The organism is Cellulomonas pakistanensis, from assembly GCF_016862755.1.
In the GTDB taxonomy this organism is placed as follows: Bacteria; Actinomycetota; Actinomycetes; order Actinomycetales; family Cellulomonadaceae; genus Cellulomonas; species Cellulomonas pakistanensis.
On the sequence record NZ_BONO01000038.1, the window covers coordinates 15,264 to 27,458 of the forward strand.

The 12,195-nt window shown below is 77.8% G+C and carries 12 protein-coding genes; 8 read left to right on the plus strand and 4 right to left on the minus strand.

From position 1 onward, the window contains the following. Positions 1-5 precede the first annotated feature (5 nt). Positions 6-701: an alpha/beta fold hydrolase gene (locus tag Cpa01nite_RS17880; protein ID WP_203670219.1), complete on the minus strand. Its 696-nt coding sequence runs from the start codon at positions 699-701 to the stop codon at positions 6-8. Between the two features lie 170 nt (positions 702-871). Next, positions 872-3,898, minus strand: coding sequence for a helix-turn-helix transcriptional regulator (locus tag Cpa01nite_RS17885; RefSeq protein WP_308439398.1), 3,027 nt, complete (start codon positions 3,896-3,898; stop codon positions 872-874). A gap of 440 nt (positions 3,899-4,338) precedes the next feature. On the opposite strand from Cpa01nite_RS17885, the gene Cpa01nite_RS17890 reads away from it, so the two are divergent. Then, positions 4,339-5,046, plus strand: coding sequence for an HAD family hydrolase (locus tag Cpa01nite_RS17890; protein WP_203670220.1), 708 nt, complete (start codon positions 4,339-4,341; stop codon positions 5,044-5,046). Positions 5,047-5,213: 167 nt separating this feature from the next. Next, positions 5,214-5,594 (plus strand): PspC domain-containing protein, encoded by a 381-nt coding sequence (locus Cpa01nite_RS17895; protein ID WP_203670221.1) that lies wholly within the window; start codon positions 5,214-5,216, stop codon positions 5,592-5,594. Between the two features lie 3 nt (positions 5,595-5,597). Here Cpa01nite_RS17895 and Cpa01nite_RS17900 read toward each other — a convergent pair whose 3' ends face one another. Next, a complete protein-coding gene (locus Cpa01nite_RS17900) occupies positions 5,598-6,311 on the minus strand; it encodes an amino acid deaminase (RefSeq protein ID WP_203670222.1) in 714 nt (237 codons plus the stop codon). A gap of 200 nt (positions 6,312-6,511) precedes the next feature. Here Cpa01nite_RS17900 and Cpa01nite_RS17905 point away from each other — a divergent pair, with 200 nt between their 5' ends. The 6 genes from Cpa01nite_RS17905 (at position 6,512) to Cpa01nite_RS17930 (ending at position 11,671) form a co-directional block, all read left to right on the plus strand. Next, positions 6,512-7,321 carry an HAD family hydrolase gene (locus Cpa01nite_RS17905; RefSeq protein WP_203670223.1) on the plus strand — a complete coding sequence of 270 codons (810 nt, stop codon included), beginning with the start codon at positions 6,512-6,514 and terminating at the stop codon, positions 7,319-7,321. Between the two features lie 2 nt (positions 7,322-7,323). Then, positions 7,324-8,298 carry a phosphate/phosphite/phosphonate ABC transporter substrate-binding protein gene (gene phnD, locus Cpa01nite_RS17910; protein ID WP_203670224.1) on the plus strand — a complete coding sequence of 325 codons (975 nt, stop codon included), beginning with the start codon at positions 7,324-7,326 and terminating at the stop codon, positions 8,296-8,298. Positions 8,299-8,384: 86 nt separating this feature from the next. Then, positions 8,385-9,143 (plus strand): phosphonate ABC transporter ATP-binding protein, encoded by a 759-nt coding sequence (gene phnC, locus Cpa01nite_RS17915; protein WP_203670232.1) that lies wholly within the window; start codon positions 8,385-8,387, stop codon positions 9,141-9,143. Beyond that, a complete protein-coding gene (phnE, locus tag Cpa01nite_RS17920) occupies positions 9,140-9,976 on the plus strand; it encodes a phosphonate ABC transporter, permease protein PhnE (RefSeq protein ID WP_239068908.1) in 837 nt (278 codons plus the stop codon). Before phnC ends, phnE (Cpa01nite_RS17920) begins: the two co-directional genes overlap by 4 nt. Beyond that, positions 9,973-10,830, plus strand: coding sequence for a phosphonate ABC transporter, permease protein PhnE (gene phnE / locus Cpa01nite_RS17925; RefSeq protein ID WP_203670225.1), 858 nt, complete (start codon positions 9,973-9,975; stop codon positions 10,828-10,830). Before phnE (Cpa01nite_RS17920) ends, phnE (Cpa01nite_RS17925) begins: the two co-directional genes overlap by 4 nt. After that, positions 10,814-11,671, plus strand: coding sequence for a MurR/RpiR family transcriptional regulator (locus tag Cpa01nite_RS17930; RefSeq protein ID WP_203670226.1), 858 nt, complete (start codon positions 10,814-10,816; stop codon positions 11,669-11,671). Before phnE (Cpa01nite_RS17925) ends, Cpa01nite_RS17930 begins: the two co-directional genes overlap by 17 nt. A gap of 122 nt (positions 11,672-11,793) precedes the next feature. Here Cpa01nite_RS17930 and Cpa01nite_RS17935 read toward each other — a convergent pair whose 3' ends face one another. Next, positions 11,794-12,042, minus strand: coding sequence for a hypothetical protein (locus Cpa01nite_RS17935; RefSeq protein WP_203670227.1), 249 nt, complete (start codon positions 12,040-12,042; stop codon positions 11,794-11,796). Between the last annotated feature and the right edge of the window lie 153 nt (positions 12,043-12,195).

Consider the following 12,195-nt stretch of genomic DNA (forward strand, 5'->3'; position numbering starts at 1 on the left):
GGCGGTCAGCCCGCCCAGCGCGGGCCGGCGAACGGGCGCCGCGGGAGGTGCGCCAGGTCGCGCAGCACGTGCAGCAGGATCCGGTTGAACGCGACGGGGGCGTGGCTGTTCACGTCGTGGCCGGCGTTCGGCACCACCCACTGCCGGGCACCCGGGTGGGCGCCGAGGTAGCGCCGGGCGCCGAACCGCAGCGGGTCGCGCGCGCCGTTGACCAGCCACACCGGCAGGGCGAGCCGGCGCAGGTCCTGCACCGGGGTGTACCCGTGCAGGGCGCTCAGCATGTCCGTCACGACGTGCCAGGTGCCGCCGCCGAGGCCGAGGGCCTGCACCACCCGGCGCGACGCGCGGCGGTACGCGCCGAGGGGCTTGCCCTTGAGGTCGGTCGAGCAGCCCGCCAGCACGACGCCGGCCAGCCGGTCCTCGTGCCGTGCCGCGTACGCCAGCGACATGTAGCCGCCGAGCGACAGGCCGACCAGGAGCGGCGGCGCGTCGCACGAGCGGACGGCCGCGTCGATCGCCTCGAGCCCGCCCTCGAACGTCAGGCGCTCGCCGGCGCGGGTGCCGTGCCCGGGCAGGTCGATCGCGACCGTCGGGTGGCCGCCCTCGGTCAGGGCGCGGACCTGGTCGTCCCAGATCGTCGAGGAGGTGCGGGTGCCGTGCACGAGCACGATGGGGTGCGGCTGCTGCTGAGGGGTGGACATGCGCCGTTCCGGGGGAGGGTGCGCGCGGCCGTCGCCGGCCGGGCGGGTGGCGCCGCGGCGGTGGTCCGGGCCGCGGTTCTCCCTCCACGATAGGCGCGGAACCTGGGTCCCGCCTGGGACCGCCGGGGATCACCCGGGTGACCCGCCTCACGCCCGGGGAGGGTCGCAGGTCAGGGCCCCGGCCGTGCCGGGTGGCCTCCCCGGGCCGCCGTCAGACCCCCCAGCAGCCCCCGCCGGTGCGCGATCGCCACCGCCTCGGCGCGGCCGCCCGCGCCGAGCTTGTCGAGCACCCGGGACATGTGCACGGACACCGTCTTGCCGCTGATGAACAGGCGCTCGCCGATCTGCCGGTTGCTCAGCCCCTCGGCGGCCAGCGCGAGCACCTCGGCCTCGCGGCCGGTGAGCACGTCGGAGCCTCCCGTCGGCACGCCCGGCACGTCGAGCCGGGCCCGGCGCGCCAGGTCGGTCGCGGCCGTCACCAGGGGCGTCGCGCCCATCGCCCGGGCCTCGGAGAGCGCCGTCGCCACCTGGTCCCGCGCGGCGGCCCGGTCGTCGGCGCCCAGCAGGGCCTCGGCCCACCGCCAGCGGGCCCGCGCGAGCTCGTACCGGTACCCGTAGTCGAGCTCCCGCACCGCCGCCCGCCACGCGTCCGGGTCGGCGACCCCCCGCAGCCGGGCGTGCTCGGCGTGCGCGCGGGCGAGCCAGGCGCGCCCCTCGGGGCCGAGCTGCCCGCCGCGCGGCCGGCCGCGGTCCGCGGTCACCACGGCGCGGTTGAGCAGCCGGTCGCCGAGGTCGAGCCGCGGGGCCGGGTCGCGCCCGGCGGTCCGGTCGGCGGCGGCCTGGTCGGCGAGCGCGGCGATCCCGAGCGCGGACAGCCAGATGCCGCCGAGGAAGTAGTCCGACCAGACGCGGCTGATCTCGTCGATGAGCTCGTGCGCCAGGGCGACCGCCTCGTCCAGGCGGCCCGCCCAGGTCAGGGCGTCCACGGCGCACCCGCCGGCGATGAGCGTGATCATCGTGTCGTCGTGCGCCCCGTGCAGCAGGGACAGGCCGCGCTCCGCCGCGTCCGCGTCGCCGCGGGCGACCGCCGCGTACATCTGCACGCCGTCGACGGCCGAGGCCGCGCGCGGCGGGCCGGGGTCGGCGGTGGGGGCCGGCGGGGTGAGGTCGCCGCGGGCGTACCGGACGATCTCCTCGAACAGCCGGAGCTCGACGCCGTACGCGCTCCACGTCAGCCCCTCCCGCGCGGCGAGCTCCATGCCGGCGGCGACGGTCGCGGCGGCCTCGTCCAGGCGGCCGGCGTAGTACCGGTTCGCGGCGAGGTTGTAGGTGCAGCGCAGCTCGGTGGTCGTGTCGCCGGCGTCGCGGGCGCGGTGCAGGGCGACGGTCAGCAGGTCGGCCGCGCGGTCCCGGTCGTCCACGACCAGGACGGCGAGCGAGATGAGGGCGTCCGCCTCGGCGTCGACGGCACCCGCGGCGCGCGCCTCGTCCACCGCGGCGGCCGCGGACACCTCGGCCTGGTCGTCGAGGTCGGAGTTGAGCGCCGCGCGGGCGTGCGTCGCCAGCGCCCAGGCGCGGGCCGGGTCCGGCGTGCCGTCCAGGTCCGCGAGGGCGGCGAGGGCCCGGTCGGTCTCGCGCAGGGCCTCGTCCACCCGCTCGGCGCCGAGCAGGTGCCGGGCCAGGGTGGTGCGCAGGGCCGCGACCCGGCGCGCGGCGGGTCCGTCCGCCGGCGCGCCGGCGGCCTCGACCGCCGCGACCGCCTCGCGCGCCATCGCCACGGCCCGCTCGCCCAGCCCCGCGCGGCCGCCTGCCGCGGCCGCCGCGAGCAGGACGTCCACCCGCTCCTCGCCGAGGTCCGCGGCGGCGGTCGGGACGCCGGGCCACAGCCGCAGCACGGTCTCGAGGTGCCGCAGCTCCTCCGCGGGCGCGAGGACCCGCCCGGCCTCGCGGGCGGCGTCCCGGGAGGCGAGCAGCGCCAGGCGGTTGTCGTGCGACAGCAGGGCGTGGTGCGCGCGCTCGGCGGGCGTCGCCAGCGCGGGGTCGGCCGCCGCGGCGAGCAGGTAGTCGCGGTGCAGGGCGACCTGCTCGCCCGGCAGCAGGTCGGCGTAGACCGCCTCGGCGAGCAGGGCGTGCCGGAACGCGATCCGGCGGTCCTCGCCGACCAGCACGTGGTGCGCGACGGCGTCCCGCAGCGCGGCGTCGAACGCCGCGTGCCCGTCGGGGCCCGCGTCGGGCCCGGCGACGACGGCCCGGAGCAGCGGCTCGGCGACCCGGCGGCCCGCGGCGGAGGCGGCGCGCACCAGTCGCTGCACGTCCGGGTCGAGCGCCTCGAGGCGGGCGCGGAGCACGTCGGCGAGGGTGCCGGGCAGGTCGGCGCCGGCGCCGCGCGCCTCCATCAGCTCCTCGGCGAAGTACGCGTTGCCCTCGGACCGGCGCTGGATCCGGCGCAGCGCGCCCTCGGGCAGCGGCCCGCCGCCCAGCGCCGTGGTGAACGCCCGCAGCTCGTCCGGCGTGAAGGGCGGCAGGTCGATCCGCTCCACCCGCGGGTTCCGGCCGAGCTCGGCCAGGACGGGGCGCAGCGGGTGCCGGCGGTGCAGGTCGTCCGCGCGGTACGACCCGACCAGCAGCACCGGCTCCGACCGCAGCCGGGCGACGAGGAACCGCAGCAGGTCCCGGCTCGACGAGTCGGCCCAGTGCAGGTCCTCCAGCACGAGCACCAGCGGCGCCTCGGGCGACCCGGACGCGGCCAGGGCGGCGGCCACCCCGTCGAACAGCTGCAGCCGCTCCGCCTGCTCGTCGGCGCCCGTGCGGGCGGGCTCGCCGGCGGTGGCGGCGGGCAGCAGCCGGCGCAGCGCCGGGCGGCTCGCGACGACCTCGGCCACGCCCGGGCGGTCCGCGTCCACCAGCTGGTGCAGCGCGTCGGCGAACGGCAGGTACGGCAGGCCGATCTCGCCGAGGTCGACGCAGTGGCTGATCACGACGGTGGCGCCCCGCTCGGTCGCCAGCCGGGCGGTGTGCGTGAGCAGCCGGGTCTTGCCGACGCCGGCGTCCGCGCCCAGGAGCACCAGCCCCGGCTCGCCGCCGGCGGCCCGCGCGACGGCCGCGAGCAGCGCCGTCACCTCCTCGTCGCGGGCGACGAAGGGCGCGCGTCCCACCGACCGGCTCATGAGGTCGATGGTGGCAGCCGCCACCGACACGCGTCCCCTCCTTCTGCCGTCGGCGATCAGCGGCGGCGGTGCCGGCGCCAGCGCCAGCCGAGGTCCGACCCGCGCACCGCGGCGCGCACGACCTCCTGGCGGTAGGCCACCTCGGCGTCGAGCGCCGGTCCCCAGATGGTGTCCATGTGTCCGTCTCCCCGTGGTGCGTGCCCCGCCGGCGGCGGGACGTGCCGGGCCCCTCCCGGCAGGAACCACACTCGTCCTGAGGCCCGGGGCGCCGGATCGGGCGGCCGACCAGTCCTCGGGGCGGGGTCGCCGGCCCGGCGGCGCTGAGGTGGGCCTGAGGCGGCCCCGCGCGGGCTGAGGTGGGCCTGAGGCGGGGCTGAGGTGCCACTGGCGCTGACGGCTGCCCTCGCCCGCAGCCGGCCCGCCGTCCCGCCCGCCGCCCGCCCGGGCGCCCGCCGTGCGAGGCTCGGGCCATGACGACCGCCACCACCGACCCCCGCCCCGCCGCCGCGCGCGACGTGCTCGACGAGGTGTTCGACGCCGTCCTGTTCGACATGGACGGCACGCTGATCTCGTCCACCCGCTCGGTCGAGCGCTGCTGGCTGCGGCTCGCCGAGGAGTTCGGCACGCCGACCGCCGACCTCGCGCCGTTCCGGTACCACGGGGTGCCCGGCCGGGACATCGTCGACCTGCTGCTGCCCGACCGGGACGCCGAGGTGCGTGCCGCGGCGCTCGCCCGCGTGGTGGACCTCGAGGTGGCCGACACCGAGGGCATCGAGGTGCTGCCCGGAGCCGTCGAGGCCCTCGCGGCGCTCGCGGACGCGGGGCGGTCGGCGGTGGTCACGTCCTGCGGGTCGCGGCTCGCGGCGGCCCGTGTCGCGGCGGTCGGCCTGGCGGCGCCGGGGACGGTCGTCACCGCGGACGACGTCGAGCGCGGCAAGCCGGACCCGGAGCCGTACCGCACGGGCGCCGCCAGGCTGGGCGCGGACGTCCGCCGGTGCCTGGTGGTGGAGGACGCGGAGTCCGGCGTGCGCTCGGGGCGCGCGGCGGGAGCGGCCGTCCTGGCGCTGCGCACCACGGAGCCCGACGGCCCCGGCGGCGGCGCGGACCTGGTCGTGCCGGACCTGTCCGCGGTGCGGTTCGAGGTGACGGACGAGGGCGTGCGGGTGCGGCGGGCCTGAGGGGTCCGACCCACGGCCGACCCGGCGGGGACCGCGCGGCGGACGGCGTCAGGGTGCGGTTCAGGGTCGGCCCAGGGTCCGCCCCGGATGTGCCGGGCGGGCGGGACCGGCACCGTAGGGGGTGTCGCGGAGCACCGCGGCGGACGCACGGACGGGAGTGAGCGACGATGACCGGCATCTACGAGACGCTGTGGCGGAGCGGCCTGGTCCGGCCGCAGGACGGCCGGGTCCTGGGCGGTGTGTGCGCCGGCCTGGCGCGGCGGTTCGGGATGGACGCGTGGCCGATGCGCTGGCTGTTCCTCATCGTCCTGGTCGTGCTGCCCGGCAGCCCGCTGCTGATCTACCCGCTGCTGTGGATCTTCATGCCCGGGCAGGACTGGGTCGCCCGGGTGCACGGGCCGGACGCCTACGCCGCGTCGTTCCCGGACGCGCGGCAGCAGGGCTGGGCGGCGCAGCAGCCGTCCGGCCAGCCGCCGTACGCCGGCCCCGCGGCGGGGTACGGCCAGCAGCCGCCGGCGCCGCAGGACCCGGCCGCCGGCCCCCGCTGAGCCTCAGCCCAGCAGCACGTTGTACCGCGGGACCGGGCGGAGGGACCCGGTCTCGCGGAGCCACCGCGGGGAGGCGTCGACGGGGAACGCGGTGACCGGGCGCACGCCGCCCGGCCCCACCAGCCCGTAGACCAGCGCCCCGCCCCCGACGCCCTGCGCCCGGACCACCACCGTGCGCAGGGCGTCGGCCGTGCCCGGGACGGCGTCGTCCCGGACCAGCAGCGCGCCCGCCGGGTCCGCCAGCACCGGCACGACGGCGTCCGTCACCCGCTCGAGCAGCGTCCGCGCGTCCGGCCGGTGCCAGGGCAGCAGGTGCCGCGGGTCCAGGCCGAGCGCCGCCGCGAGGCCGCCGCCCGTCCACCGGTCGCGCTTCAGCCCGAACGGCGTCGCCGCCGTGGACAGCAGGTACCCGTACACGTGCGCGAGCCCCGCGTCGGTGCCGGGGAACGCGACGGGCAGCCCGGCGCGGCGCTGCAGCCAGGCGAGCACCGGCTCGGGCACGACCGGGGCGCCGGTCAGCTCGTCCACCACCGTCGACCGCGCCCAGCGGCCGAACGTCCCCCGCGCGCGGTCGTCGTCGACCTGCGCGGCCAGCCAGCCGACGGGACCGTCGGGGCGCAGGGCCCGCCCGGGGTCCGTGGCGGCCGCGCGCGCGGCGTCGTCCAGCGCGCGCAGGGCGGCGGCGTCGTGGGCGGCGGGGACGGCGTGGTCGGGCACGGCCGCACGCTAGCCCTGCCCCCGGCCCGGTCCGGCGTCCCGGACCGGGAGCGCGCCGCGGTGCAGGCGAGTGTTCGCCGCCCGTTCACCGACGTTCACCCCGCCGTGGGCATCTCGTCCAGAACCCGGCCCTAGCGTGGACGGTGCGTCCAGACGGGCGCGACCCACCGGGCGACCCGCCCCCGGACGTCAGGTGATCCGTGAGCCGTTCCGACACCCTCGTCCTGCTCGACTTCGACGGCACCGTCGCCGTCGGGCACGGGCCGGTGCACGCCTACGCCCGCGCCGCCGCCGCGAGCCTCGCGCCGGCCGAGCGCGAGGCGTTCCTGGCCGAGGCCACCGCCGCGGTCGAGGCGCTCGGGCAGCCGGTGCCGACCGGCCGCCGCGCCGGGCGCGCGGACCGGTCAGGCGCCGGGTCCGCCGACGGCCTGCTCCCGCTCGACGGGTACGACCTGGTCCGGGTCCTCGCCGAGCGGCACGGCGTCGGCCCGCTCGCGCTGTCCGCCGCGTACCTCGCGAGCCGGCACGCGCTCGGCACGGACGACGCCCCGGTGTCCGCCCCGCTCGGGCTCGCCGCGGTCGTGGCCGAGATCCGCACCGAGGCGACCGTCGTCCTCGCGACCAACGCCCCGGCGATCCGGCTGCCGGAGACGCTCGCCGCGCTCGGCCTGGCAGGGCTGCTGGACGGCGTGCTGACCGAGGTCGGCAAGCCCGCGGGCATGGCGGCCGTCCTCGACCGGCTCGGCGCCGCCCCGGCGGGCCCGTCCCGCGTCCTCAGCATCGGCGACGTCTGGGCCAACGACCTCGCGCCCGTCGCCGCCCGCGGTCACGCGACCGCCCTCGTCTCCCGGCGCCCGCCGCCGGAGGCCCGCCCCACGTGGACCGTCCCCGATCTGCCGGCGCTGTACCCGGCGCTCCGGGACTGGGTCCGCTCGGGCGGGAGCACCGCACCGTCCCAGCCCCAGCCGCACCCCGCCCGGGTCCCCGCGCGGGTCACGACCGAAGGATGACCATGCCCAAGCACGTCCTGCCCGGCGCCGCCCTGCTGGCCGTCGCCGCGCTCGCCCTGTCGGCCTGCTCCGGCGACGCCGAGGCGTCCCCGTCGGCCGGCGAGACGGCCGCCGACCCCACGTCGCTCACGCTCGCCCTCGTCCCGTCGCAGGACCAGGACGGCCTCGTCGAGACCGCCGAGCCGCTCACCGACTACCTCACCGAGGAGCTCGGCATCGAGGTCACCGGCGTCGTGTCGAAGGACTACCAGGCCGCGGTCGAGGCGATGGGCGCCGACCAGGCGCAGATCGGCTTCCTGCCCTCGCTCCAGCTGTGGCAGGCCGCGGACATGTACGACGCCAGCGTCGTGCTGCAGACCGAGCGCAACGGCAACATCTCCTACCCGGCGCAGTTCATGACGAACAACCCGGACAAGTACTGCGAGGACGAGCCGGTCGAGCGCGACGGCATGCTGTTCTGCAACGGCGCCGACGCGCTGCAGGGCCCCGCCGGCCTGGACTCGATCACGAACGTCGAGGGCGCCAAGGTCGCGCTGCTCGGCCCGGCGTCCCCGGCCGGGTACATCTACCCGGTGCTCGCGCTGCAGGAGGCCGGCCTCGACGCCGACGCCGACATCGAGCAGCTCCCCGTCACGGCCAACGACGCCTCCGTGCTGGCCGTCTACAACGGCGACGCCGAGGTCGGCTTCTCGTTCTGGGACGCCCGCACCATCGTCGCGAGCGACACCCCGGACGTCGGCCAGAAGGTCGTCGTGTTCGCGCTGACCGAGGAGATCCCGAACGACGGCGTCGCGCTGGCCTCCTCGCTCTCGCCGGAGCTCCAGGACCGGATCACCACGGCGCTCGAGGACTTCTCGAACACCGAGGAGGGCTCGCAGGTCCTCACGGACATCTACTCGATCTCCAAGCTCGCCCCGGCCGACCCGGCGTCGCTCGACGTCGTCGCCCGCGCGGCGGAGCAGCTCGGCCTGCAGTGAGCACGGGCCTCACGGCCACGGCCGGCGGCGCGGGAGCGGCCTCGGACGCCGCAGCCCCTGCGCCGCCGGCGCCGTGGCCCGTCCGGATGCGCGACGTCGTCGTGCGGTACCCGAACGGCGTGACCGCGCTCGACGGCGTCTCGCTCGACCTGGAGCCGGGGGAGATGGTGGCCGTCGTCGGCCTGTCCGGCTCCGGCAAGTCGTCGATGATCCGCACGCTGAACGGCCTGGTCCCCGTGACCTCGGGCACGGTCGAGGTCGGTGGTCACGACGTCACCGCCGCCCGCGGCAGGGCGCTGCGCGCGCTGCGCGGCGAGGTCGGGATGATCTTCCAGAGCTTCAACCTGGCCGGGCGCGCGACCGTGCTGCAGAACGTCCTGGTCGGGCGGGTCGCGCACGCGCCGACCTGGCGGACGCTGCTCGGCGCGCACACGGCGGAGGACAAGGCCGTCGCGTACGAGGCGCTCGACCGGGTCGGCATGCTCGACCGCGCCTGGCACCGCGCCTCGCACCTGTCGGGCGGGCAGCAGCAGCGCGTCGCGATCGCCCGGGCGCTGGCCCAGCAGCCGCGCGCCGTGCTGGCCGACGAGCCGGTCGCCAGCCTCGACCCGCCCACCGCGCACGGCGTCATGGCGGACCTGCGCCGGGTCAACCGGGAGCTCGGCATCACCGTCGTGGTCAACCTGCACCTGCTCGACCTGGCGCGGGAGTACGGCACGCGGCTCGTCGGGCTGCGCGCCGGGCAGGTCGTCTACGACGGCCCCGCCGCCGACGCCAGCGACCGGGTGTTCGAGGACATCTACGGCCGGTCGATCCGGCCCGACGACGTCCTGGGCGCGTCGTGACGTCGCCGGTCGCCGCGGCCGCGACCCGGCCCGCCGTCCGCGCCGCGGTGGTGCCGCCGCCGCGCCCGCGCGGCCGGTGGAAGGCGTCCGCCGGCTGGGCCGCGGTGCTCGCCGTCACCGCGCTGACGCTGGCCCCGGGGATCGGCGTCGAGGTCGACCTCGGCGCGCTCGCCCGCAACTGGCAGAACGGCGCCGACAAGGTCGTCGCGCTGCTGCAGCCGGACTGGGCGTTCTTCCCGCGCACGGTCGAGCCGCTGCTGGAGACGCTGCAGATGGCCGTGATCGCCACCGCCGTCGCCGGGGTCCTCTCGCTGCCGCTCAGCCTGTGGGCCGCGCGGACCACCAACCCGCACACCGCCCTGCGCGGCACCGTCCGCGCGGTGCTCGACGTCGTCCGGGCCGTGCCCGACCTGCTGTACGCCGCCGTGCTGGTCGCGATGGTCGGCGTCGGCGCGCTGCCCGGCATCCTCGCGCTCGTGCTGTTCGACGTCGGCATCGTCGTCAAGCTCGTGTCCGAGCAGCTCGAGGCCGCCGACACCGGCGCGCTCGAGGCGGCCCGCGCGGCCGGCGGCACGCAGCTGCAGGTGAACCGCTCGGTCGCCGTGCCGGACATGCTGCCCGGCTTCTGGACCCAGCTGCTCTACGTCCTGGAGCTCAACGTCCGCGCGTCGTCGGTGCTCGGCCTGGTCGGCGCGGGCGGCATGGGCCTGCTCATCGACGCCGTGCGGTCGTTCTACCGGTACGACCAGCTCTCGCTCATCATCCTGGAGATCCTCGTCGTGGTGCTCGTCCTCGAGGCCGTCAGCAGCGCCGCCCGCCGGAGGCTGGTGTGACCGCCCCCGCGGCCCCCGCCGCCGCCCGCCGCGCCCCGCTCACCGGCGTCGTCGTCCCGCCGCCGCGCCCGCCCCGGCTGGCGCTGCGCGCGCTGTCCGTCGCCGTCGTCGTGGTCGTCGTCGGCGCGTTCTGGTCCGTCGACATCTCCTGGGGCCGGCTCGCCGACCTGCCGTCCGAGGTCGTCCGGTACCTGTGGCTCATGTTCAGCGCGCCGGACTGGTCCGCCCTGCCCGAGGCGCTGCGGCAGACCTGGCGGTCCGTCGCGATGGCCTGGCTCGGCACCGTGCTCGGCATCCTGATCGCGACGCCGCTGAGCCTGCTCGCCGCCCGGGGCCACGGCCCGGCGCCGGTGCGCGGGGCGCTGCGGCTGGTGTTCGCCGTCATCCGCGCGGTGCCGGAGATCATCATCGCGATCGTCATCCTGTCGGTCACCGGCCTCACGCCGCTCACAGGCGCCCTGGCGCTCGCGGTCAACGGCGTCGGCACGCTCGGCAAGTGGGGGTACGAGGCGATCGAGGGCATCGGGCGCGGACCCGTCGAGGCGGTCCGCGCGGCCGGCGGCTCCGGCCCGCACGTCCTGCGCTGGGGCGTCTGGCCCGAGGTGCTGCCGGCGTTCGGGTCGTTCTGGCTGTACCGGTTCGAGATCAACGTCCGGTCGTCCGCCGTCCTCGGCCTGATCGGCGTCGGTGGCATCGGTGACATGCTCACCTCCTACACGCAGTACCGGCAGTGGTCGACGGTCGGCGTGCTGCTCATCGTCGTCGTGGTCGTCACCGTCGCGATCGACGCCGCGTCCGGGGCGCTGCGCCGCCGGATCATGGAGGGAGCCCGTGCCCGTGCCGTCCAGCCCTGACGTCGTCGCGCACCCCACGGCGCGGATCGCCACCGCGCTGCCGACCGTGCTCGCGAGCGAGCGCCGGGTGCTCGAGGAGGTGCTGCACCAGCCCGAGCGGGTGGTGGAGAGCACCGCCCAGGAGGTCGCGGACCGGGTCGGCGTCGGGCGGTCGACGGTCGTCCGCGCCTGCCAGGCGATCGGCTACAAGGGCTACCCGCAGCTGCGCGTGGCGGTCGCGGCCGAGCTCGCGCACCGCGACGAGGCCGTCGACTACGGGTCGAGCGCCCTCGGGCGGCTGCGGGCGGACATCGCGGCGCTCGCGGCGGCGTTGCCCCAGGTCACGGCGGTCCTCGACGAGGACACCGTCGAGCGCGCCGTCGGCGTGCTCACCGGGTCGCGACGGCTGCTCGTGCTCGCGAACGGGCTGTCGGCGCCGCTCGCCACCGACATGGCGATGCGGCTGACCGCCGTCGGGCGGCCCGCGGACTTCGTCGCCGACTCCATCGGGCAGCAGATCGCGGCCCGCGGGCTCGGGGCGGGGGACGGCTGCGTCGTGCTCAGCGGGTCCGGGGCCAGCGAGGCGACGCTCAAGGTGGCGAGGGCAGCCCGGCAGGGGGGTGCTGCCGTCGTCGCCGTGACGTCGTTCCGCGGGTCGCCGCTCGGGGAGCTGGCGGACGTCGAGCTGGTCGTCGCGCCCGCCGCGGCGACCTTCCGGCACGAGCTCGAGCGAACCTCGCGGATCGCGCTGGCGGTGCTGGTCGAGTCGCTGGTGGCGGTCGTGGCCGCGCGGTCGGGGACGGTCGCGCAGGTCACGCACGACCGGGTGCTCGACATCCTGAGCGACAACCTGGCGGACTGAGGGAGCGGGCGGCCGGGCAGGGCGCTGGGCGAGGCCGGCGCAGAGCCGGAGCGGGGCCCGAGCGGGGCCCGGCCGGGGGAGCGAGGCCGGAACGAGGCCCGGGCGGCGGCAGGGCCGGTGGGTCAGCCCAGGACCTCGATCTCGACCTCCCAGGCCAGGTCGTCCAGGATCTCCGCCGCGTGCGTGTGCGCCGCCCGCACCGCCGTCTCGAGGTCGGGCGCCTCGCCGCGCAGGTCGAACGTCACCGGCGCCGGCCCGACGAACCCCGGCGGGGCGTCGTCGCGCAGGGCGCCGAGGGCGTCGGCCATGCCGGCGCGCGTCTCGTCGTCGGGCACGTCGGGGACGGTGAGGTGGGCGACGTAGTCGGGCATGCGGGACATGGTGCCGCAGGCCACCGACACGGGCTCCGCGCAGACGGCGGGGCGCTCCGGAGTGCGCCGGGCGGAGGTGGAGGCGGCCCCGCCCCGTCAGAACGGTGGGGGTGCGTCGTGGGGGTCGGTGGTGGCGTCGTGGGTGCGGCCGCA